The sequence below is a fragment of the Winogradskyella undariae genome (genome assembly GCF_013285155.1).
Lineage (GTDB): Bacteria > Bacteroidota > Bacteroidia > Flavobacteriales > Flavobacteriaceae > Winogradskyella > Winogradskyella undariae.
Genome location: NZ_JABTEL010000013.1, coordinates 1 through 23,865, shown reverse-complemented (window position 1 = coordinate 23,865; position 23,865 = coordinate 1). Strand labels below are relative to the sequence as shown.

General features: G+C 32.1%; 22 protein-coding genes. 14 read left to right on the top strand and 8 right to left on the bottom strand.

The annotated features are described in order from the left end of the window. Window positions 1-175: 175 nt before the first annotated feature. Window positions 176-877 carry a DUF4294 domain-containing protein gene (locus HSX10_RS15410; RefSeq protein ID WP_173589141.1) on the top strand — a complete coding sequence of 234 codons (702 nt, stop codon included), beginning with the start codon at window positions 176-178 and terminating at the stop codon, window positions 875-877. After that, window positions 874-1,500 carry a PAQR family membrane homeostasis protein TrhA gene (gene trhA, locus HSX10_RS15405; protein ID WP_173589140.1) on the top strand — a complete coding sequence of 209 codons (627 nt, stop codon included), beginning with the start codon at window positions 874-876 and terminating at the stop codon, window positions 1,498-1,500. The genes HSX10_RS15410 and trhA overlap by 4 nt, the downstream gene beginning before the upstream one ends. Before the next feature lie 21 nt (window positions 1,501-1,521). Here the strand turns inward: trhA and lplA are convergent, their stop codons facing one another. After that, window positions 1,522-2,520 (bottom strand): lipoate--protein ligase, encoded by a 999-nt coding sequence (gene lplA, locus HSX10_RS15400; RefSeq protein WP_173589139.1) that lies wholly within the window; start codon window positions 2,518-2,520, stop codon window positions 1,522-1,524. A 329-nt stretch (window positions 2,521-2,849) separates the two neighbouring features. On the opposite strand from lplA, the gene mce reads away from it, so the two are divergent. The 7 genes from mce to scpA all read left to right on the top strand — a co-directional run bounded on the left by mce (window position 2,850) and on the right by scpA (window position 11,135). After that, complete coding sequence (mce, locus tag HSX10_RS15395; RefSeq protein ID WP_173589138.1) at window positions 2,850-3,257, top strand: methylmalonyl-CoA epimerase; 408 nt, start codon at window positions 2,850-2,852, stop codon at window positions 3,255-3,257. Between the two features lie 38 nt (window positions 3,258-3,295). Further along, complete coding sequence (locus HSX10_RS15390; RefSeq protein WP_173589137.1) at window positions 3,296-4,855, top strand: acyl-CoA carboxylase subunit beta; 1,560 nt, start codon at window positions 3,296-3,298, stop codon at window positions 4,853-4,855. Continuing rightward, window positions 4,855-5,214 carry an OadG family protein gene (locus tag HSX10_RS15385; protein WP_173589136.1) on the top strand — a complete coding sequence of 120 codons (360 nt, stop codon included), beginning with the start codon at window positions 4,855-4,857 and terminating at the stop codon, window positions 5,212-5,214. Before HSX10_RS15390 ends, HSX10_RS15385 begins: the two co-directional genes overlap by 1 nt. A gap of 91 nt (window positions 5,215-5,305) precedes the next feature. After that, window positions 5,306-5,725, top strand: coding sequence for a biotin/lipoyl-containing protein (locus HSX10_RS15380; RefSeq protein WP_173589135.1), 420 nt, complete (start codon window positions 5,306-5,308; stop codon window positions 5,723-5,725). Between the two features lie 58 nt (window positions 5,726-5,783). After that, window positions 5,784-7,106 carry a sodium ion-translocating decarboxylase subunit beta gene (locus HSX10_RS15375; RefSeq protein WP_173589134.1) on the top strand — a complete coding sequence of 441 codons (1,323 nt, stop codon included), beginning with the start codon at window positions 5,784-5,786 and terminating at the stop codon, window positions 7,104-7,106. A gap of 41 nt (window positions 7,107-7,147) precedes the next feature. Continuing rightward, window positions 7,148-8,932, top strand: coding sequence for a methylmalonyl-CoA mutase family protein (locus HSX10_RS15370; protein ID WP_173589133.1), 1,785 nt, complete (start codon window positions 7,148-7,150; stop codon window positions 8,930-8,932). Between the two features lie 67 nt (window positions 8,933-8,999). After that, window positions 9,000-11,135 (top strand): methylmalonyl-CoA mutase, encoded by a 2,136-nt coding sequence (gene scpA, locus HSX10_RS15365; protein WP_173589132.1) that lies wholly within the window; start codon window positions 9,000-9,002, stop codon window positions 11,133-11,135. A gap of 173 nt (window positions 11,136-11,308) precedes the next feature. On the opposite strand, the gene HSX10_RS15360 is transcribed toward scpA, so the two are convergent. Both HSX10_RS15360 and meaB read right to left on the bottom strand, forming a co-directional pair. Further along, window positions 11,309-12,061: an acyl-[acyl-carrier-protein] thioesterase gene (locus HSX10_RS15360; RefSeq protein WP_173589131.1), complete on the bottom strand. Its 753-nt coding sequence runs from the start codon at window positions 12,059-12,061 to the stop codon at window positions 11,309-11,311. A gap of 30 nt (window positions 12,062-12,091) precedes the next feature. Then, the gene (meaB, locus tag HSX10_RS15355; protein ID WP_173589130.1) at window positions 12,092-13,102 is read right to left on the bottom strand and encodes a methylmalonyl Co-A mutase-associated GTPase MeaB; all 1,011 of its coding nucleotides are present in this window, start codon (window positions 13,100-13,102) and stop codon (window positions 12,092-12,094) included. Window positions 13,103-13,429: 327 nt separating this feature from the next. On the opposite strand from meaB, the gene HSX10_RS15350 reads away from it, so the two are divergent. The 5 genes from HSX10_RS15350 to HSX10_RS15330 all read left to right on the top strand — a co-directional run bounded on the left by HSX10_RS15350 (window position 13,430) and on the right by HSX10_RS15330 (window position 19,349). Next, on the top strand, window positions 13,430-14,761 hold the full coding sequence (locus HSX10_RS15350) for a TolC family protein (RefSeq protein ID WP_173589129.1): 1,332 nt from the start codon (window positions 13,430-13,432) through the stop codon (window positions 14,759-14,761). Between the two features lie 75 nt (window positions 14,762-14,836). Then, window positions 14,837-16,039, top strand: coding sequence for an efflux RND transporter periplasmic adaptor subunit (locus HSX10_RS15345; protein WP_173589128.1), 1,203 nt, complete (start codon window positions 14,837-14,839; stop codon window positions 16,037-16,039). A gap of 6 nt (window positions 16,040-16,045) precedes the next feature. After that, window positions 16,046-16,789, top strand: a complete 744-nt coding sequence (locus HSX10_RS15340; protein WP_217363304.1) for an ABC transporter ATP-binding protein — start codon at window positions 16,046-16,048, stop codon at window positions 16,787-16,789. Window positions 16,790-16,791: 2 nt separating this feature from the next. Next, on the top strand, window positions 16,792-18,012 hold the full coding sequence (locus HSX10_RS15335) for an ABC transporter permease (RefSeq protein ID WP_173589127.1): 1,221 nt from the start codon (window positions 16,792-16,794) through the stop codon (window positions 18,010-18,012). A 26-nt stretch (window positions 18,013-18,038) separates the two neighbouring features. Next, window positions 18,039-19,349, top strand: a complete 1,311-nt coding sequence (locus HSX10_RS15330) for an Lcl C-terminal domain-containing protein (RefSeq protein WP_173589126.1) — start codon at window positions 18,039-18,041, stop codon at window positions 19,347-19,349. A 174-nt stretch (window positions 19,350-19,523) separates the two neighbouring features. On the opposite strand, the gene HSX10_RS15325 is transcribed toward HSX10_RS15330, so the two are convergent. The 5 genes from HSX10_RS15325 to HSX10_RS15305 all read right to left on the bottom strand — a co-directional run bounded on the left by HSX10_RS15325 (window position 19,524) and on the right by HSX10_RS15305 (window position 23,690). Next, window positions 19,524-20,123 (bottom strand): GNAT family N-acetyltransferase, encoded by a 600-nt coding sequence (locus HSX10_RS15325; RefSeq protein WP_173589125.1) that lies wholly within the window; start codon window positions 20,121-20,123, stop codon window positions 19,524-19,526. A gap of 337 nt (window positions 20,124-20,460) precedes the next feature. Then, window positions 20,461-21,150, bottom strand: coding sequence for a hypothetical protein (locus HSX10_RS15320; protein WP_173589124.1), 690 nt, complete (start codon window positions 21,148-21,150; stop codon window positions 20,461-20,463). A 130-nt stretch (window positions 21,151-21,280) separates the two neighbouring features. Next, window positions 21,281-22,426 (bottom strand): DUF3095 family protein, encoded by a 1,146-nt coding sequence (locus tag HSX10_RS15315; protein WP_173589123.1) that lies wholly within the window; start codon window positions 22,424-22,426, stop codon window positions 21,281-21,283. Window positions 22,427-22,630: 204 nt separating this feature from the next. Next, entirely contained in the window at window positions 22,631-23,065 is a 435-nt protein-coding gene (locus HSX10_RS15310) for a helix-turn-helix domain-containing protein (RefSeq protein WP_173588735.1), read from the bottom strand. 223 nt (window positions 23,066-23,288) lie between these two features. Then, window positions 23,289-23,690 carry a hypothetical protein gene (locus tag HSX10_RS15305; protein WP_173589122.1) on the bottom strand — a complete coding sequence of 134 codons (402 nt, stop codon included), beginning with the start codon at window positions 23,688-23,690 and terminating at the stop codon, window positions 23,289-23,291. Window positions 23,691-23,865: the final 175 nt, after the last annotated feature.

Genomic DNA, 23,865 nt, shown 5'->3' with positions numbered 1-23,865 from the left:
ATTCATTTGAAAGGTCTTTTTTTATGTCTTAATTTTAATGATCTTTAAAGCTTCCATATAAATAGAAGATTTTAAATAATATTAATAGGGATTTAAGCTTATAGATTTTAAATATTAGTAATTTTGAATTTGTATAAAATGAAAGATTGGAACGATTTTAGCGTTAAGTAAATTCATGAAATATATTCTTTATATAACATTGTTTTTTTCAGTTGTATTAAATGCACAAGAAGAGAATCCGGTAAAACAAGATTCTACGGCTGTATATTATATGATTATAGAAGGAGACTCTATTCCTGTTACTTCGGTAGATCTTAAAGAAGTTTTAGTATTGCCTAAGTTGAGTTTTGTAGACAGAGAAGCAAGAATTCGTTATATCATTTTAAGACGAAAAACCTTAAAGGTTTATCCTTATGCAAAGCTAGCGGCAGAACGTTTAGAAGCATTACAAAACCGATTAGATAGCTTGGAACGTAAACGAGACAAAAAACGATATACTAAAGTTATTCAGAGGTATATTGAGGATGAATTTTCTGCGGAATTAAAGAAACTTACCAAAACTGAAGGTCAGATTCTAGTAAAATTAATACATCGCCAAACGGGTAAAACAACTTTTCAACTTATTAAGGAATTACGAAGTGGTTGGCGTGCTTTTTGGTTTAATAGTACGGCTAGTTTATTTGATATTTCTTTAAAACGAGAGTTTATCCCTATTGATGTAGAGGAAGACTATTTAATTGAAGATATTTTGCAACGCGCCTTTCAGGTTGAGCGTTTAAAACGACAAGAACCTGCTTTCGAAATTGATTTTTACGACTGTGTAAATAAATGGTCTAAGCAAAAATCAATACCTCTAAATACAAAAAAACAAAGATGAGAATTCCTACGCAACGCGAAGAACAATTAAATACTTGGACGCATGGTTTTGGTGCTCTTTTAGGTATTGTAGCTTTAGTTTTACTAATCTTAAAAGCAGATAGTCTTACTCCTTGGAGTCTGTTTAGTGTTATTGTTTATGGGCTTTCAATCATTATTCTATTTTTAGCTTCAACATTTTATCATGGCGTAAAAGGAGAAAAACGAAAACATTATTTTAGAATTGTAGATCATTCTAGTATTTATTTGCTTATTGCAGGGACATATACACCTGTTGTATTATTACTCTTAAGGGATAGTTTAGGCTGGGTTCTTTTTGCTACAGTTTGGGGGATTGCAGCTTTTGGTCTAATTTTAAAATTGTTTTTTACAGGAAGATTTGAGATTTTTTCAACCCTTTTATATTTAGTGATGGGATGGCTAATTGTATTAGATTTTTCTAATGTATCACAAGGTCTTGGTCCAGATGGTATACTTTGGTTGTATGCTGGAGGTGGTTTCTATACTATTGGTATTATTTTTTACGCATTAAATAACATGCTATATAACCATGTTATTTGGCATTTATTTGTGTTAGCCGGTGCAATAAGTCATTTTTTTATGATCTATTGTTATGTATTGTAGGTAAGAAATATTTAAGACTAATTAATCATTACCATAAACAAGATCTATAAAATCTGATTTTTCTATTTTTCCAAAATAATTCTCTATAGATACATTTTCTAAAGCGTTACTGATTTCATTTTTATCATAAGGAACACCAATAAGTAAATCTTCTAGATCCGTTACAGGTTGTCTTCCAAAGAAATCACCAAAGATTTTAAATTCTGAAATCAATCCCTTTTCAACAAAAATACGAAGGTCTATTTCTCCAATAGAGAAACGTTTATTTCGTTGAATATTAAACTTAGGAGAACGGCCATAATTCCAATCCCATTGATCATACTTCTCTGCTTTTAATTGATGAACCGCTTTCCATTCATCTTCTGTAAGCTTATGGATTTCAAAAGGTTCACTCGCTTCATATAATCCATTCAGTAATTGGTTTTTAAAATCACCCATAGAAATAGGTGTTTTTAAAAACTCACTAATGTTTGCCACACGACTTCTAACAGATTTATGCCCTTTAGACTGTATTTTACTCATTTTTACCTGAAGCGCTTTTGCAACTTCACTCATGTCAGTATCAAATAATAAAGTTCCGTGACTAATCATACGTTTTCCTGTAGAAAATTGTGCTGTACCAGAAATTTTCTTTTCATCAACCTGAATATCATTTCGTCCTTTAAGCTCTGCAGTAACGCCCATAGCGTTTAAAACACGAATTACAGGAGCCGTAAACTTCTTAAAATTACTAATACTTTTTCCATCATGATTAGTAATAAAACTAAAATTTAGATTTCCTAAGTCATGATAAACAGCACCACCACCAGAAACACGGCGTACTACATGGATGCCATTAGCATCTATATAATCTTTGTTAATTTCTTCTAAGGTGTTTTGGTTACGTCCAATAATAATTGAAGGCTCATTAATATAGAATAATAAATAATCTGTAGAAGTGTCAAAGTTTCTTAAAGCATATTCTTCTAACGCTAAATTTAATTTAGGGTTTGTGTTTCCTTCATTATCTATAAAAATCATAAAGCTTATTTTGGTTTGGTAGCTTCAAAGATAAAGAATTTGTATGGGCTGTTTTAAATAGATTTTAAGTATTTATTGTAATATTTTTTTTGTTCAAACTGTAAAATTAAATAATCAATTTTAGGAGCTCTTTTTTGAATATTTTTCAATTCAAAATATAATAAAAAATAATCAGTGGAATTATCAAAATCAAATTAATGTTAGGGTATTTTTCAGGGATAGATATAAAATTGTTGCAAAAAATACGATTGTTATTTCATTTTATGATATCTGTCATGTTATAAAAACTTAGTCTCGCCTAAATTTGTTAAAAATTAAACATTTTAATTATGAATATATCACATATAGAACATTTAGGTATAGCAGTTGATAATCTAGAGGAATCAATAAAATATTATGAAGATGTATTAGGGTTTAAGTGTTATTCTATAGAAGAGGTTGTTGATCAGAAAGTGAAGACAGCCTTTTTTTTTGTAGGTAATACAAAAATCGAATTATTAGAAAGCACTTCACCAGATGGCCCTATTGGGAAGTTTATCGCTAAAAAAGGACAAGGTATTCATCATATTGCTTTTGCTGTAGATAATGCTACAGAGGCTTTAAAAACGGCAGAAGAAAGAGGGGTTAGATTAATAGATAAAGTTTCTAGAAAAGGAGCTGAAGGTTTAGATATCGGTTTTCTACATCCAAAATCAACCTTAGGTGTTCTTACTGAACTTTGTTCTAAACAAAACTAATCTCAACTAACATAAATTTATAAGTAAATACAATTTTTATGGCAAATCAAGATAAAATTAACGAGCTCATTGAAAAAAGAGCGAAAGCAAAGTTGGGAGGAGGAGAAAAACGTATAGATTCTCAACATGCAAAAGGTAAACTAACGGCACGCGAGCGTATAGATATTCTTTTAGACGAAGATAGTTTTGAAGAATTTGACATGTTTGTAACGCACAGAACAAAATCTTTTGGTTTAGATAAACAAATTTATCTCTCAGATGGTGTTGTTACAGGTCATGGAACAATTGACGGAAGAATAGTTTACTTATTCGCACAAGATTTTACCGTATTCGGTGGTTCGTTATCTGAAACTTATGCCTTAAAAATTTGTAAGGTTATGGATATGGCCATGAAAATTGGAGTTCCTGTTATTGGATTAAATGATTCAGGTGGGGCACGTATTCAAGAAGGTGTTAGATCTTTAGCTGGTTATGCTGAGATTTTTCAACGTAACATTATGGCTTCAGGAGTGATTCCTCAAATATCTTCAATATTAGGGCCTTGTGCTGGTGGAGCAGTTTATTCTCCAGCATTAACCGATTTTACTATTATGACAGAAGAAACAAGCTATATGTTTGTAACAGGTCCTAAAGTTGTAAAATCTGTAACAGGAGAAGTTGTAACCGCAGAAGAATTAGGTGGTGCAAAAATTCATTCAACAAGATCTGGTGTTTCCCATTTCTTAGCAGAGAATGACGAAGAGAATTTATTGTTGATACGCAAGTTATTAAGCTATATGCCTTCAAATAACTTAGAAGAAGCGCCTATAATTACGAGTAATGATCCTGTTGATCGTATAGAGGATGCTTTAAATGATATTATTCCTGAAAATCCAAATCAACCTTATGATGTTGTAGATGTTATTTCAATACTTGCAGATAACGGAGAATTTACAGAAGTACATAGAAATTACGCACGAAATATTTGTGTTGGTTTTGCAAGATTTAATGGTCGTCCGGTTGGTATTGTTGCCAATCAACCAAAATATTATGCAGGTGTTTTAGATATTGATGCTTCAAGAAAAGCAGCACGATTTGTTCGTTTCTGTGATGCTTTTAATATTCCTATTGTAACGCTTGTAGATGTGCCAGGTTTCTTACCAGGAACGGGGCAAGAATATGGAGGAATCATTCTACACGGTGCAAAATTACTATTTGCTTATGGTGAAGCTACAGTGCCTAAAGTAACGATTACACTACGTAAATCTTATGGTGGTGCTCATGATGTTATGAGTTGTAAACAATTAAGAGGTGATCTAAACTACGCATGGCCAACTGCAGAAATTGCGGTAATGGGAGCAAAGGGTGCTGTAGAAGTTTTAGAAGGTTCTAATATTAGAAAAATTGAAGACGACACAGAAAAAGAAGATTACATCCAGAAAAAAGAGGATGAATACACTCATAAATTCGCAAATCCTTATCAGGCAGCAAAATATGGCTTTATAGATGATGTTATTGAACCTAGAAATACAAGATTCAGAATCATTAGAGCTTTAGAATTACTTCAAAATAAAAAAGATGTAAATCCACCTAAGAAACATTCAAACATTCCATTATAATGATAAATATACTATTAACCACAGACCCAATAAGTGAAGGTTACGTTATACTAATTACGGGATTGTTAATTGTTTTTGGTGCACTTGTAACATTAGCTCTTTTCTTTAATTATGGTTTACCCGTAATGCTTTATTTATATAAAATAATTACAAAAGGAAAAGATAAAAAAATCAGTGAAATCGCTGTTAAAGGCGATGAAGATTTTACAGGTGAAATTTCTGCAGTAATCGGAGCTTCAATTCATATGTATTTTAATGAACAGCATGATCATGAAAGTGGAATTTTAACTATAAAACAAGTTAAAAAAACATACTCACCTTGGAGTTCTAAAATTTACGGTGTTCAAAATAAATTATAATATATATGAAACGAGCTTGTTCAAATTCTTTCATTAATAGAAATGATTTATGAGAACAGCATGTGACTGTAAAACCAATAAATAAAACCACATGAAAAGTTATAAATTCAAAGTCAACGAAAACGGATATACCGTTAATATAAAATCACACGAAGATAATATTATCAATTTAGAGGTTAATGGTACGTCTTATGATGTGATAATGAAATCAGATGTTAAAACGACTAAAACACCAACCTTAGTGCGTTCTGCTTCAAAACATCCTGCAGTACCTTTAGATGTTAAACCAAAATCAACGACCTCTAAAATTGTGGCGCCAATACCAGGTGTTATTCTGTCTTTAAATGTCCAGGTAGGTGATGTTATTAAAGAAAATGACCAACTATTAGTATTAGAAGCCATGAAAATGGAAAATAATATCGTAGCAGAAAAAGCAGGTACCGTAACAGCTATAAAAGTAACGGTTGGGCAGCAAGTACTTCAAGATGCAGTAATGATTGAATTTGAATAGAGGTAAAACTTCTATTTCATTCAATTAAGAATTATAACCATTAGTTAAAAGAAAAAAAATGAAAAAACTAATAATAATATTTAGTGTCTTGTCAGTCCTGATTTTTATTAAACCAGTACTTGGATTAGGTGCAAATATAAACTCAGTAGATAATGCTACTGTTTCGACAGCTCAAGTTGATATTTCAGAAGATGAGAATGTTTTTGAAGGTGCATTTAAAGGGATCGAGAAATTTTATAATTATACTGGATTTGCAAATGCAACTTCAGGACATATAGTTATGATTTTTATCGGAATCATTTTTATATACTTAGGAATTAAATACGATTACGAACCCTTGTTATTAATACCAATTGGTATCGGTGTTATTATAGGAAATATTCCATTTGTAGCAGGAAATCAAACAGGTATTTACGAAACAGGATCTGTTTTAAATTATCTTTATTTTGGGGTCGTCAAAGGGATTTATCCGCCACTTATTTTCTTAGGGATTGGGGCAATGACAGATTTCTCATCCTTAATAGCTAATCCTAAATTAATGTTATTAGGTGGTGCTGCTCAAATTGGTGTTTTTGCTACATTTTTAGGCGCACTTTATTTAGGGTTTAATCTTCCAGAAGCAGGAGCGATAGGTATTATTGGTGGTGCAGATGGACCAACAGCTATATTTCTTTCTTCTAAATTAGCAAACGGTGTAAATGTGCTTGCAGATGGTACAACGGTTAAAAATTTAATTGGCCCAATTGCTATTGCTGCTTATTCTTACATGGCATTAGTTCCTGTAATTCAACCGCCATTAATGCGTTTGTTGGTTTCAAAAAAAGATAGAAAAATTAAAATGAAACCACCAAGAGCGGTAACACAAAAAGAGAAAATGATTTTCCCTGTGGTTGCTCTAATTTTAACTTTATTTATCTCTCCAAGTGCCTTACCTTTATTGGGTATGCTATTCTTTGGTAATTTATTAAAAGAATCTGGTAGAACAGAACGTCTTGCAGAGACTGCAAGAACAAAACTGATTGATATTGTAACTATTTTGTTAGGTGTTACCGTTGGTGCTTCTACACAGGCTGATATATTTATTACTAAAGATTCAATGTTGATTTTTGGACTTGGTGCAATATCATTTGTTATTGCAACTATGGGAGGATTGCTCTTTGCTAAGTTTATGAACCTTTTCTTAAAAGAAGAAAACAAAATAAACCCTTTAATTGGTGCAGCAGGGGTTTCTGCAGTACCAGATAGTGCAAGGGTTGTTCATACAGAAGGCTTAAAATCAGACCCTAGTAATTACTTGTTAATGCACGCTATGGCTCCTAATGTTTCTGGTGTTATTGGCTCTGCTATTGCGGCTGGTATTATACTGAGTTTCTTAGGATAATTAAGAAGACGAATTAAATAATTTTAATATTATAAATTATTATGAATACTAAAAACAAACCACTTTTTTCAGATTTCCCACCTGTTTCTAAAGAACAATGGATGGAAAGAGTGACCGTAGATTTAAAAGGTGCAGATTTTGATAGAAAACTTGTTTGGAAAAACTTAACAGGTCTAAATATTCAGCCCTGTTATACGAGTGAAGACAGTATAACTCAACTTAAAAATACAGGTGAAAATTCTCAGGCTTTAGTCAACTATAGAAGTATCATTGTTGCATCTGCGGCTAATGGCAATGCATTAGCATTGGTAGCTGTAGAGGAAGGTGTTAACGGTATTATTTTTGAATTAAAAGAGAATGTATCGGTTGCAGAATTATTAAAAGGGATTAATTTAAATGAAATCTCGGTATCTTTTAAATTAGATATTGATGCTGTGACTTTTACGAAAGAATTAGTCGCCTTTTCTAAAGGAGAAAACTTAAAAGGTTTTCTTGATATAGGTTTAGTTTCTAATTATGTGACGACAGGTTCTTTTGATGAAAATAAAATTGAAGTCATTGCCGAGTTAATACCATTAGTAACTTATTTTCCAAACTTTAAAGTTCTTACAATTTCAGGAACAGAGTATTTAGACTCTGGTGCTAATCAAGTTCAAGAAATAGCTTACACGTTAAGTTCTTTGGTTTTTCTAATTGAAAAATTAAAAGAAAAAGGTGTTGCTGTTCAAAGCATATTTGATCATTTAAATATAGAATTAGCTATTGGTTTAGAATATTTTGTTGAAATAGGAAAATTTAGAGCCTTCAATAACTTATTAGGTGAAATTTCTGCTAAATATAATGTGATAGATTTCTGTAATACAATTACGGCTAAAACTTCTATTTGGAGTAAGTCTATTACTGATCCTGAAACAAATTTATTACGTTGTACTACAGAAGCCATGTCTGCTATATTAGGAAATGTAGATGGTGTTTTAATTGATGCTTATGATAAAGAGTTTAAAAACCCTTCTGATTTTTCAAGTCGAATTGCAGGAAATATTACAACCATTTTAAGAGAAGAATCTTATTTTGGCAAAGTATCAAATCCTGTTGATGGTTCTTACTATATTGAAGAAGTCAGTTCTAAAATAGCAGAAAAAGCTTTAGAGTTATTTAAAGCAATTGAAAGTGGCGGTGGTTTCTACACCGCTTTTGAAAACGAAACCATTCAACAACAAATAGCAGAAATTCGTTTAAAAAAGCTAAAATTAATTAGTCAACGTAGAACACTAATGGTTGGGATAAATAAATATCCAAACCTTATGGAAACTGTAGACAAAAATCTTCTTTCTAAAGGGGCTACTTCAAACCCAAAAGTATTAACACCACGACGTGCATCTTTAGAAATAGAGGCGATGCGTAGAGTTACTGAAGAGTTAGTAGATGAAACCAATGTGCGTCCTATTGTTCAATTAGCGAGTTATGGTAATTTAACAATGCGTAAAGCGAGAGCCGCATTTGCTTACGATTTTATTGGCGTTAGTGGTTTTGATGTTCACCAAGAAGAAAGCTTTGAAAATGCTAATGTAGCGGCTACCGAAAGTGCAAAATCAGAAGCGCATGTGGTTGTAATTTGTAGTTCTGATGAAGATTACGATGCTACAGCATTAGAGTTTATAAATACATTTAGGAAGCTTAATAAAGACAAAGTATTATTGTTAGCAGGCGCACCAAAAAACATGGACGAATTAACTGAAGCGGGCTTAGATGGTGTTGTTAATATGAGAACAGATGTTCTTGTAACACTTTCTGCTATTCAGAAAAAACTCCAAAAAAACCTTTAAATCTTTAGAAGTATGAAATCGCTTTTGCGAATGCATGTAACTATTGAAATCTCTAAATAAAAACGACATGAAACCCGATTTTTCAGATATAACATTAAACTCAGCTGTAAAACATACAGTTGAAACTAAAGAAGAGACTAAAGACGTTTGGAATACTCCTGAAGGCATACCTGTAAAAAAACATTTTACAAAAAAAGATATTTCAGAAGCTGAACATTTACATTATACAGCCGGTGTGCCTCCTTTTTTAAGAGGACCTTATAGCGCCATGTATGCAATGCGTCCTTGGACAATTCGTCAATATGCCGGATTTTCAACCGCAGAAGAGTCAAACGCTTTTTACAGAAGAAATTTAGCTGCAGGTCAAAAAGGACTTTCAGTAGCTTTTGATTTAGCAACACACCGTGGTTATGATTCTGATCATCCACGTGTAACTGGTGATGTTGGTAAAGCAGGTGTTGCTATAGATTCTATATTAGATATGGAAATTTTGTTCGATCAAATTCCATTAGATAAAATGTCTGTTTCTATGACAATGAATGGTGCTGTATTACCAATTATGGCATTTTATATTGCAGCGGCTAAAAAACAAGGTGTATCTTTAGATAAGCTTTCAGGAACCATTCAGAATGATATTCTAAAAGAATTTATGGTGCGTAACACTTATATTTATCCACCAGCACCTTCTATGCGAATTATTGGTGATATTTTTGATTATACGACTAAAAATATGCCTAAATTCAATTCCATTTCTATTAGTGGTTACCACATGCAAGAAGCTGGTGCAACCGCAGATATTGAATTAGCATATACTTTAGCCGATGGAATGGAGTACATTAGAACTGGATTAAAGTCAGGTTTAAAAATTGATGAATTTGCGCCTCGTTTATCATTCTTCTGGGCCGTTGGTATGAATCACTTTATGGAAATTGCAAAAATGCGTGCGGCGCGTATGCTTTGGGCAAAAATCATAAAAACGTTTAATCCTAAAAACCCAAAATCAATGGCATTGCGTACGCATAGTCAGACATCAGGTTGGAGTTTAAGTGAGCAAGATCCTTTTAATAACGTAGCTCGTACTTGTATAGAAGCTATGGCAGCAACTTTAGGTGGTACACAATCATTACACACTAATGCTTTAGATGAAGCGATTGCTTTACCAACAGATTTCTCAGCAAGGATTGCACGTAATACCCAGATTTTTATTCAAGATGAAACCCAAATGACCAAATCCGTGGATCCTTGGGCTGGTTCTTATTATGTAGAATATTTAACGCAAGAAATTGCTAAAAAAGCATGGACACTTATTGAAGAAGTTGAAGAGCTTGGTGGTATGGCAAAAGCGATTGAAACCGGAGTTCCTAAATTAAGAATTGAAGAAGCGTCTGCGCGTAAGCAAGCACGTTTAGATTCTGCTCAAGATATTTTGGTTGGTGTAAATAAATTTAAAACCACTGAAAAATCCAATATTGAAATTTTAGATATTGACAATACTGTAGTAAGAGATTCGCAAATTGCACGTTTAAATAAAATGAAAGCAGAACGTGATTCTGACGTTGTGGCTGCCAATTTAAAAGCATTAGAGGATTGTGCAGGAGGTAAAAAAGGAAACTTATTAGAACTTGCCGTAGTAGCTGCAGAAAACTTTGCCACTTTAGGTGAAATATCAGATGCTTTAGAAGTACACTTCGGAAGACATAAAGCGGCTACAAAATTAATAAGTGGTGTTTATGGAAAAGAAGTTAATAATGATTCTACTTATGAACGTGCACAGAAATTAGCAGATAAATTTGCTGAGATTGAAGGTCGTAGACCAAGAGTTATGATTGCTAAAATGGGTCAAGATGGTCATGATAGAGGTGCTAAAGTTGTAGCGTCTAGTTTTGCAGATTTAGGTTTTGATGTCGATATGGGACCTTTATTTCAAACACCAGAAGAAGTAGCTAAGCAAGCTATAGAAAATGATGTGCATTTTGTAGGAGCATCAAGTTTAGCAGCAGGACATAAAACTTTAATTCCACAATTAATTGGAGAATTAGAAAGATTAGGAAGACCAGATATTATGGTTTTTGCAGGTGGAGTAATACCAGCTAAAGATTATGACTTTTTACTAGAACGAAAAGTAGTTGCTATTTTTGGACCTGGTACTGTGATATCTGAATCTGCAATTACTATTATGGAAAAATACTTAGAGAAAGAATAAGCTCTATATCAAATTGTCACATTGAGCAAGGTCGGATGTATTTAATACTTGAGGAGGGTAAATGCTTTTCGGCTTAGCTCAAAATGACATTCTTTAAAATTTATAGATCAATAATAGAAAAGCCTAAACATAAATGATGTTTAGGCTTTTTTATATTTTTGAATATAGTTTGATTAATACTTTTTCCATAAAGTTGTTGCTGTAGCACAAACTTTATCACTGCCTTTTACTTTTATAGTGTGTTGAAAACTATTTGGGGTATCCAGCGTTTTTGTTAACGAGATAACAGTATCACCAAATTGAGCTTCAGAAATAAAACGTCCATCAATAACATGTAAAAAGTGTGTGTTTACAATATCCTCGGGTATAGATTCTATAACCCATTGCAAATATTTAATATTATTAACATGTTTATTCATGTCGGTATCAAATCTATGAACTTTAAATTTTCCGGAGTAATCGGCATTTTCTACAGCCTTTATTTTTCTCTTAATATTTGTAGTTATAGAACTTTCATTAAAGCAAGACCATTTTTCTTTAATTTCATCAAAAATAGGAGTGGGCTTTCTTTTTTCAATATCAAAAAACACCCATAATCCTTTTGCACGACCAATAATGTTTTCGTGTTCATCAAAAATTAGATTCTCTCTGTAACCTTTAATGGTGGAGTAGCTAGATAACCAAGTTCTAATCGTTATTTTTTCTTTGTAATTAGGATAACGATCCATCTCTAAGACACCAGAAAATAAGACCCATCCTATATTTTTTTTAAATAGATTAAATAAACTATAATCTATAGAAAAACAATGTTCTGCTGCGGTTTCTTCAAGTAAAGCTAACATTATAGCAGGCGTTGCGATGCCTAATTCATTCATTTCAAAATAGCGTAATTCAAACTGCTTATCAAAATAATTATTAAATGCCATAATTAGTAGTTTTGAAGATTTGAATACAGTTTATTCTAAAAAGGATTTTTTAAATTTATCAATAATCTGAAGTGCTGCTTTTACGGGTGAAATTTCAGAAGATACGATCTCTTTTTCTAATTGAGAAAGTTCACTCTTTATATGTTTAGAACCATAAAACATATGTTTTAATTCTTCGTTGATATTATTATACATCCATTTAATTTGTTGATGGTTTCTGTTTTTAATAAAATATCCATTCTCATCAACTAGCGCTTTATATTTTAGAACTTGATCCCAAACATTTGATATTCCAATATTTTTGGTAGAGGAAGCTGTACTTACAACAGGACTCCAACCAGATTCTGAAAGCGGAAATATATGTAAGGCGTTTTGGTATTGTCTTTTTGCTATTTTACTATTGGTAATATTATCGCCATCAGCTTTATTAATAACAAGCATATCAGCCATTTCCATAATCCCTTTTTTTATGCCTTGCAATTCATCACCAGCACCAGAAAGCATTAGGAGTAAAAAGAAATCCGTCATGCCATGTACTGCAGTTTCAGATTGTCCTACACCAACAGTTTCAATTAAAATAACATCATAACCATTAGCTTCGCAAAGCAACATGGTTTCCCCTGTTTTATTAGCAACACCACCTAATGTATCTCCAGAAGAGGAGGGTCTTATGTAGGCTTCTTCTAAAACAGATAATTCTTCCATACGTGTTTTATCACCAAGAATACTACCTTTTGTTCGCTGGCTACTTGGGTCAATAGATAAAATGGCCACTTTATGCCCTTGTTTTACAAGATATAAACCAAAAGCCTCAATGAATGTACTTTTTCCAACACCAGGAACACCAGTAATACCAATACGGATAGATTTTCCTGAATTTGGTAATATGGACTGAACAATTTCTTTTGCTAAAGCTTTATCACTTTCTAAATTACTTTCAATAATGGTAATGGCTCTAGATAACATTACGCGGTCTTCAGCTAAAATACCATCGATGTAAGCTTTTGCTGTTAATCTATTTTTTGGTTTGTAATTTTTCATTTTTGTGATATAAAGATCAGAAGTTTCGATAAAATTCAGGGCTCTAACAAAGATACTGATAATGAAAAAAACAGCATAACATAAGCCGTGTTTTTAAATGCTTTTTTTACTTCATAATAAGTATTGTTTTCTAACAGATCTGCGCTTAATTTTTTTCAAATTAGATATTAAAATAATCCTTCAAATTCTGTTGAGAAATTACATATTTAAAAAATCTCGTCGATAAAATATAGTGATTTGTATAGGTGATTAATGCTAACTTATATTAGGATTTTAGAAGTGACTTTATAATTTCATCTTTGATGTGTACAATTAAAACACTATACAATGAAATCATATATCCTCATCTTAGTTTTACTTCTGGCAAAGCTCAGTTTTGCACAAGAAACACCAGGGACTTTTGTAAAAAAAGTATGGTCGTTAGAAGACTGTATATCTTATGCTATAGAGAATAATATTACAGTAAAAGAAGCGAATTTAAATAAAGAACTTGCTGAGGTTGACTATAACGCAACAAAGTCTTCTAGATTACCTAATTTATTTGGAAGTGCATCTCAAAGTTTTTCTAGCGGAAATACTATTGATCCTATTACTAGTGATTATGTAACGGATCAAATTCACAGTACAAATGTAGGCATCAATAGTTCTGTAACTTTATTTCAAGGGAATCAAATTACCAACCAGATTAAGCAAAGTAAATTATTGTTAGATCAAAGTATTCTTCAAGAAGATGTAGAAAAAAACAATATTATTCTAAATATTTTAGAAACCTATTTACAAACGCTTTACAGTAAGGAAAGCATTACAATTGCAGAAAACAATCTAGAAGCCTCAGAAAACGAGGTTGCAAGAGCTAAAGCGCGTTTAGATGCCGGAACTATAGCTTTAAGCGATTATACAGAAGCACAAAGCCAAGCGGCAACAAACAGATACAACATTATTGCAGCTAAAAATGATTACCAACAATATATCATTACTCTTAAACAGTTATTAGAATTAACACCTGCAGATGATTTAGAAATAGAGCGTATTTCTGAAGATATGGATGTGGTAAATCTAGAATTAGATAAGCTCGATATTTACAATAAGGCTTTAGGTATTTTACCTGAAATTAAAGCTAGTGATGTTAGCATTGCAGCTACAGAGAAAGAATTAGATATTGCTAAAGGTGGGTATTTGCCAACTTTAACATTATCTGGAAGTTTAGGATCGGGTTACACAAGTATTAATGATAATACATTTTCAGATCAATTTGATGTTAACTTTAATCAGCAACTAGGTTTGTCATTGAGTATTCCAATATTCAACAGAAATCAAACTAAAGCTGCAGTGCAAACAGCGACGATTAATATTGAAAAAGCACAAATTCAGAAACAATCTACAGAAAAAGATCTTTACAAACGTGTAGAGACCGCTTATCAAAATGCAATATCTGCACAAGAGCAAGTTATTGCAGCAGCAGCTTCTAAAGATGCCGCAGAGCAATCTTATGAATTAGCACAGAAAAAATATGAATTAGGAGCCTTGAGTACTACTGATTTAGTCATTAGTCAAAATACGTATACTAACACACAACAGAACTATTTACAATCAAAATACTTAAACGTTTTGTACCATCAACTTTTACAATATTACCAAGGAAACGAAATAAAACTATAATCAAAACAAGTATATACGGCACATTTTTATATGTGAAATGTTAGTATTTAATAAGAAACGATAAACAAAACCATCATGAAAAATAAAAAGAAAATAATTATCGGTAGCATTGTCTTAGTCGGGCTAGCTATTGCAGCTTTCAGCTTTTTTAAAGGTGAAGATGCCATCATTATAGAAGCTAAAACGGTTGTTGCTAAAACAGCGAATGTAACCACTATGGTTACAGCAACTGGAACGATTGAACCTATTAATCAAGTCGATGTTGGTACACAAGTTTCTGGTGTGGTAGAAAAGGTACTTGTAGATTATAATAGTGAAGTTAAAGAAGGACAACTTATCGCAGAATTAGATAAAACAAATCTAAAAGCATCACTTACACAAGCACAAGCGTCTTATGATAATGCTGTAAGTCAAAGAAATTACACGCAAACTATTTACGAAAGACAAAAAACATTGTTTAACAATCAGGTGATTAGTAAATCTGATTTCGATGATGCAGAGTATAGCTATCAAACAGCAAAAGGAACCGTAACACAACGTTTATCAGATTTACAATCTGCAAGAACCAACTTAGGTTATGCAAATATTTATTCGCCAATAGATGGTGTTGTATTATCTAGAGATATAGACGAAGGACAAACCGTGGCTGCAAGTTATAGTACACCAACTTTATTCACCATTGCTCAAGATTTAAAACAAATGCAGGTTGAAGCAGATGTTGATGAAGCAGATATAGGAAGTGTAAAAGAAGGGCAACGTGTAGAGTTCACTGTAGATGCTTACATCGGTGAGACGTTTAATGGAGAAGTAACACAAGTACGCTTAGATCCTACAGTGACTTCAAACGTCGTCACCTATACGGTAGTTATTAAAGCTGATAATGAAGATTTAAAATTAAAACCAGGATTAACGGCTACCATTTCAATTTTCACTTTAGAATTAAATGATGTGTTAACAGCTGAAGCTAAAGCTATCAATTTTAAACCTGAAACAGAAACTCTAGCAACTTATAATGCGCATCATAATTTACAAAGCGGAACAACAAGTGCTTCAGCAGATAGTAAAACACTTTGGGTACTTGGCAAGGATAGAAGTATTACTGAAAAAACAGTGACTCTAGGTGCTAGTGATGGTGTAAATGTTCAGATTTTAAGCGGAATTAATGAAGGTGATAAGTTAGTTTATAGTTTAAAAGGGGTTTCTAAATCAGAAGCTAATCCTGCTGGTACAAGCGAAAGTCCATTTATGCCCCAACGTCCAGGAGGAAAGAAAAAGTAAAGAGCCATGAGTAAAGAAATAATTAAAATAGAAGACTTAAAGCGTCAATTTACGATGGGAACTGAAACAGTTCACGCACTAAGAGGAATTTCATTTAGCATTAACGAAGGAGAGTTTGTGACCATAATGGGATCTAGTGGATCTGGTAAAAGTACAATGTTAAATATTTTAGGCTGTTTAGATCAACCAACTTCAGGTCTTTATGAAATTGATGGTGTAAAAGTAAAAGACTTAAGTCGAAATGAATTGGCCACCATACGAAACGAAAAGATTGGATTTATTTTTCAATCGTATAATTTATTAGCAAGAACATCTGCTATAGAAAATGTAGAATTACCCTTATTATATAATAGCAAAGTAACTTCTGAAGAGCGAAGGGAACGCGCAGTCAAAGCCTTAGAGATGGTTGGTTTAGGTGATAGATTGCATCATACACCTTCGCAACTTTCGGGAGGACAACAACAGCGTGTTGCTATTGCCAGATCATTGGTAAACAACCCTGTAATGATTCTTGCAGATGAGGCTACAGGAAATTTAGATACAAGAACCTCTTACGAGATCATGTCTTTGTTTCAAGAGTTAAACAAAAAAGGAATTACAATTACGTTTGTAACACACGAGCCAGATATTGCAACATTTAGTAATAGAACAATTGTGTTAAAAGATGGAGATATTATGCAAGATTATTTAAATCATAATATTCAATCTGCAGCAGACCAATTAGCTAAATTACCTAAACAAGACGATTAATTATGAGACTATTCAATTTATTCAAAATCGCTACAAAGGCAATCATTCTTAATAAAACAAGAACATTGCTAACTATGTTAGGTATCATCATTGGTGTGGCATCAGTCATCGCTATGTTAGCGATCGGAGAAGGTTCTAAAGAAAGTATAAGAACAACAATTTCTGCAATGGGTTCTAATATGATAACTATTAGACCTGGTGCTGATGATAGAGGTCCTGCAAGAGGAAGTGGAGGAGATGTACAAACCCTAACACTTGATGATTATAATGTTATAAAAGAAGAAGCTACGATGTTAAGTTACATTACACCTGTTGTAAATGGCGGCGGACAAGTAATTAACGGTTCTAATAACTGGCCAAGTACTATTTATGGTGTTAACCCAGAGTATTTAAATATAAAAGTTGTGGATTTACAAAGCGGAAGTATGTTTACTGATGCTGAGGTTCAATCGGCTTCTAAAGTCGCTCTTATTGGGCAAACTGTTGTAGATAATGTGTTTCCTGATGGTAGAGAACCCGTAGGGCAAATGATTCGTTTCGATAATATTCCTTTTAAGGTCATTGGAGTTTTAGAAGAAAAAGGAGAAAACACCTTTGGTCAAGATCAGGATGATGTGGTTATAGCACCATACACCACAGTTCAAAAACGTATTCTAGCCATTGATTATTTAAATCAAGTCATGGCTTCAGCAGTGAGTGAAGATGATGCGCCAGAAGCTGTAACTCAAGTGACTGAAATTTTACGCTCTCAACACAAATTGATGGATAATGAAGATGACGATTTTAGTGTACGTTCTATGGAAGAGTTAATTTCTACATTTAGTTCAACAAGTGAGATGTTAACCATTCTTTTAGTCGCAGTTGCAAGTATATCGTTATTGATTGGTGGTATTGGAATTATGAACATTATGTATGTGTCTGTTAAAGAAAGAACCAAGGAAATTGGACTACGTATGGCTGTTGGTGCTAAAGGTGCAGATATCTTAATGCAGTTTTTAATTGAAGCTATTTTAATCAGTATTACAGGGGGAGTTTTAGGTGTTATTCTAGGGCTTGGAGCAACTGTTTTCATAGAGAAGTTTTTGAATTGGCCTACCAGCGTCGCTTTGTATTCTATTATAATATCTTTTGCTGTATGTGCGATTACAGGTATCTTTTTTGGTTGGTATCCTGCAAGGAAAGCTTCTGCTTTAGATCCTATTACAGCGTTACGTTACGAGTAATTAAATTCAAATTAATAATAAAACATATGAAATCAATAATCTTTAATTTTAAAGTTTTAATACTTTCATCTCTAGCAATATTTGCTATGTCTTGTAAAAGTGATAAAACAACAAAAACACAAGTTGAAAACACACAAGAAACTGAAATGGCCAAGAAGAGCTATGTGCAGGTAGCAACAGGACAAGTATCTCTGTATGATGAAGATGGAAATATAACTACAGATTTAAAGCCAACGGATTCATTATTCGGTCAAGATGCCAATTACTTAAAAGGTAAGAAGATGGCATATCTTAACAATGGATATGGTACTATTAAAGATCTCAACACAGGATTATCATGGCAAGAAATACCAACGACAGAAGGTTTTAATTGGCAAGATGCTAAGGATTATACCGAAAACCTAGAGCTTGGTGGCTATGATGATTGGAGGCTACCAACAGCTAAAGAATTATATGCTATTAGCGATTTTAGTGAAGGTTGGCCATATTTAGATACAACTTATTTTTCACTTGTAAATAACGAACATGTCGATAAAAGTGAACAATATTGGGTGAGTGATACTTATGTTGGGCATACCGAAGAAGGACAATATACAGCTGCATTTGGAGTCAATCATGCCACTGGTCATATTAAAGCCTATCCTGGTGAAGCACCAAAAGATCGAGGAGAGCGCAAAGGTCCACCTCCTGGAGATCAAAAACCACAAGGTTTAGATAGCGAAAATAAAGAAAAAGGAAATAGACCTCCTCCTCCTGGTAATGGAGAGCGACCAACAGGCAACCCAATGTTAAAACATGTTCGTGCTGTGCGAGGTGATGCTTATGCTGTTAACAATTTTAAAGATAATGGAGATGAAACCATTACAGATAAAGCTACGGGCTTAATGTGGTCTAAAAATGATAGTCGTAAAGGCTTAGATTGGAAACAAGCCTTAATGTATGCAGAAGACTCTAAATTAGCAAATTATAGCGATTGGCGTTTACCAAACATAAAAGAATTACAAGGCATCGTTAATTATGATTATGCACCAGGAGCTCAAGATGCTTCAAAAGAAGGTCCAGCCATAGATCCAATATTTAATACATCAGAAATTACAAATGAAAATAGCGATTTAGATTATCCTTATTTTTGGTCTAGTACTTCTGCAAGATTCCAAAAAGGGAAACCGTATTATTATGCGTGGTATGTGGCTTTTGGACGAGCCGTAAACAACGAAGGCTTAGATTTTCATGGAGCAGGAGCAGTGCGATTTGATACAAAACACGAAAACGGACCAGCAAGTGAAGGCGGAGAGCGTTATTATAACTATGTACGCTTGGTTAGAAATATAGACTAAATTATATTTTAGATAATAAAAAGCCTCAATAGAGGCTTTTTATTTGAGTGATTTTTAATACTTATTATTTCTAAAGTAATTCTTTTTTTGGTTAGGCATGAAATGCAGTCATTTCTTATATGCGCAATTTTAGTTCGTATATTGCTACTTATAATTTATCTGAAAAATAAAGGTTTAGTATTTTATAAATTCTGAAAAATTTTCATCTTTTAGTGATTTCCATTCGTCTTTAAGGATACTATAATAGACCTCATTTCTACTTTTTCCGTTTGAAGCAACATAGTTGTTTCTCAAAACGCCTTCTTTTTTAGCACCTAAATTTTCTATTGCTTTTTGAGCTCTTAAGTTATCTTGATCTGCACTAAATTGTATTCGTTTAAAACCAATAGTTTCAAAACCAAATTGCAATAATTCAAACTTACACGCTTTGTTTAATCCTGTGCCTTGAAATTCTGTTCCGTACCAAGTCCAACCGATTTCTCCTTTTTTATTAGCAGAATCTACATGACTATATCTTGTACAACCAGCGACTTTATTAGTTTCTTTATCGATAACTAAAAAAGGATAAATTAAACGGTTGTTTTTGTCCTTAATTGTTTTTGCAATATAGTTTTTAAGACCTTGTTCGTTGCTTACGCTGATGCCCATAAACTCCCAAATTTCTTTATCGAAGATTATATTTTTGAGTTCTTCATTTCTTTTGTTATCAAATGGTAGAAGTAATACTCTGTCGTTTTCAAGCTGAATACTTGATTTTAGAATTTTAATTTTCATTTTAGAAGTTTATTGCCTTGTTTGTGTAAGATTATTTACTAGCGTACGAAGGTATGAAAAAGGAATGGCGTGGTTAAAATTCAATCCGATTTGATTCCGATTATTTAAAAACGATAATGCAACCAAAATATTAAATTGTATTAGGTGAGGTATTTTGTCTATTCTTTAGCTTTTTAAATAAAGTAAAGAAAAGAACGAACGGAGATGATCATTATATGGTTGGTTACGTGGTTAAGCGACTAAGATAGAAAATTAATATAGAGTATAAAGTCTGCAGGTATTTTAGTCAGTAGGAGTGAAGTTGGCTATATATTTTAGAGGGTACTAATAGATGTTTTTATTCTATTTCAGTCAAAGTAAAGTTGATTTTTCTTTTGTCAAAAGCACTTAAATATATCGTATTACCTTTTTTGCTTTTTATAATATAAGGAAGCGTATATTCCATAAAAATGATATCAAACCCGAAGTGAGAAGTCCTTTCCCAATTTAAGTCCGTATTTTTAGTTTGTTTAGCCAGAAAAGTAGTGTTTATAAAAACAGAATCGTTAACAAACGTTAGGGTATCTATCTGTTTGTTAAATTCTCGAATAAATGATTTTCCGGTTAGTTGTATTTGGTTTGATTTGTTTTTTAGAGAGTCGTTTAATTTTTTATAAACTCTTTTTTTTATAAGACCGATTTCATCTATTAATACTAAACTATCTTTTGTTAAAGGATCAATTAGGTTTCCTACAGACCAATAATTATCATAATCACTAGAATTTCTATATGTTTTTAATCTTCCATTTTTAAATTCGTATTTATTTCGGGCTATTTCTTCATACCAAATAAACTTAAACTCTTTTAAGGTATAATAATCTTTTTCGAAAGTGATTACTTGATTAAAACGAATCCCATCTAAATTTGTTAAGGTATCTTTTGAGTTAAATTCATATGCCGAAATCCAAGTTCCTTTTAAACCTTTATTTTGCTTACAAGACAAAAGTATTAAAGAACAAATTAATAATATGTAAAATGTTTTTCTCAAGTGATTGTTTCTTTTTACTTGTTTAAGCATCTAATTTAGCAAATTAGTCACGAATAGAAAATCTGACAATATTTTAGTAAAGAGACGAGAACCAAGCAACTAATTAGACACGTTTTATGCCCTTTTTAAACTAAATTGCTTTGTTGCGTATTTTTTCTTTTAATACCATAGCAGCTCTAGTGTAACCACTACTACCGCCATCAACAAAATGGATATGTTCTGCTTTTCTATTTCTAACGTTGCAGGATATTATACTGTTTTCACTAACATAAATCCCATAAATAATTAGTCCTCTTTCTTCTAAATGATCTAAATATTTAGATAACAGTTTTCTTTGTTTTTCAGAACCAGAAATCACCATATTAATTCTTCCATCAATGACAAGAATATCAGATAATTGCGTTAATTCTTTTAAGTATTTTTGACCTTCATTATTAGGTAAATAAAAGTATTTGCCAATCAGTCCATTGATCCAAATTTTAAAAAAGCTGATAAAGTTAAATTTATGATTACTAGCCTTCAATTCTGTTTTTATCATTCGATAACTGAAGTTTAACTTTAATTTAGGCACAGAAATAGGGTTTCTTTTATTTAAAGGGCCATATATTTTATCTGTTTTTTCCAAGATTTTTTGAAATACAGAAGCCTGTTTTGATTCTTCTAGGGTATTAATTAATAATGAAACGACTTCTTTTGAATTTTCGGGAGGTGAAATATTATTCCATCTGCATTCCATTCCTTCTAAATCTAAATGAGTTGTTGTTTTATCCGTATGATCAAAAACAATATCTCTAGACTTTATTAATTTTTCGGCAAATTGTAAACCATTTCCTAAAACTACCGGAATTGTAAGCAATTCATTAACGCTTGCTTTTATTATTTTTAATTCTTGGTTGTTTTTGTAAACTTCAGCAACTGAAACATTTCCTACTCTTAATTTAATGTCAAATTCTTTTTTAATGTTTTCTTGATGTAAAATCAAAGCTTCCATTGTTTCTTGTAGTAAAATTGCAGGAACTAATATCGTAGCTCCATCTCCACCAAAGAAAAAAGGAATATCAATTTTGTACTTTTTTGCAATGTTTAAAGTTGCAACAATACTTCCTGTAGCTATTAAATTTACTAATTGAGATAACCCTTTTTTTACACTAGCAGTTGAATCTTTAATATCTGTTATTACAATGTACCAATCATCAGGGACTTGTTGAAAAAGGTCTGTTTTTGAAAGTAATTTATTTATGGGCTCTTTATGATTTACAAGCTTTGTGTAAAACATAGTAGTTTTTTGAATATTCTGTTTTTGAGTCATTTAATAGAGTAAAATCTTTAGACTTTATAAGTTTCTTTCAAGAAGCTTTAATTACCAAGCTATGATTTTTTACATGTTGTGAATACTAAATATAACAAATAAATCACAGATAGAATATTTTGCAGTAATGTTCGTAAGTCGGCAGTGACCTAGCAATTTTCTGTTGCGTTCTTAGTCTTTTGTAGAAGGCTTGTTTAGAAATCCCAAAACATCCATAGAGCCATTTTCTTTTATACGCTGTTTTTTCTTTTGCTCTATCTCTTTTGCTAATGTTTTGGGTAATGACTTTTTTGACATATCGACACCTGTAATGAGTTCCATATCAGCGATAATGTCTTGTTGGAAGTCTTTTTGGAACTCAAGTTCTTCAATCTTCTCCTTTAGCTTTTTAATCTCATCGTTTTTACTCATACCCATGTTTTGTTGTACTAATGTACTGTATTTTCTTAACCAATAGGAAATAGTTGTTCTAGGAATATCATATTTTTTAGAAGCTTGGTTGTTTGAAATCTGACCATTTAAGATTTGGTCAACGACTAAAAGTTTGGTTTCTAAAGTTGCTTTTTGATAGCTTTTTTTTAGCCAGTGTTCATTTTTTGTTTTCATAAGTGACAGTAATTAATTGCTTAATTTTTAGTCAACCTATTTCAGGAAAGTACAAGTATTTAATGTTCCACAACGTGTTTGTGTATGGTTAGTGGCGTGGTTAAGTAACTAATTTAGCAAAATTTTACGAACCCGTGAATATTCCGCAGGAATATTCGCAAGTAGGGAAGAACCTAGCAATTAATTATACACGGTGTCGTACACTGTTTTTATTATTCGGATTTTATTTTTTAAGGTCACTTATGTTTATTCTAAGGCTATCTATTTTATCGCCATTAAAAATTAGATAATAATTCAATTTATCGTAATATGACAAATCTGTCAAATTATGCTCAAGTTTAGTATTTATTTTTTCACTATCATTTTTAAGTTTTGCTTTTCGTTCTGTAGAGCTAAGCTTTTTACTATTGTATAATTTAATCTTGATTTCTTTTTTATTTCCAGTCAAATTATAACCATAAGTCCAACCAAATGATACACTATCATTGTCAGCTTTTAACTCATTCATTAAATTTTGATTTTCATTTAGTTCAAAAACTTCTGATAGATTTTTCATTTCGTTTTTTTCACTTTTACAACTTAGTGATATAGATATAAGTAATAAAAATATAAATTTCATTTTCATAGTTAGTTTTTTAAATGTGTGGCAACGTTGTTGTATATGGTTTGTTGCGTGGTTTAAGCACGTAATTTAGCAAATAAAAACCGAATAGAAAATCCGCAAGGATTTTCGTAAGTAGGCTAGAACTAGCAATAAATTATATACGGCTTAAGTTAGCATTTTAATAAAAACACTAAAT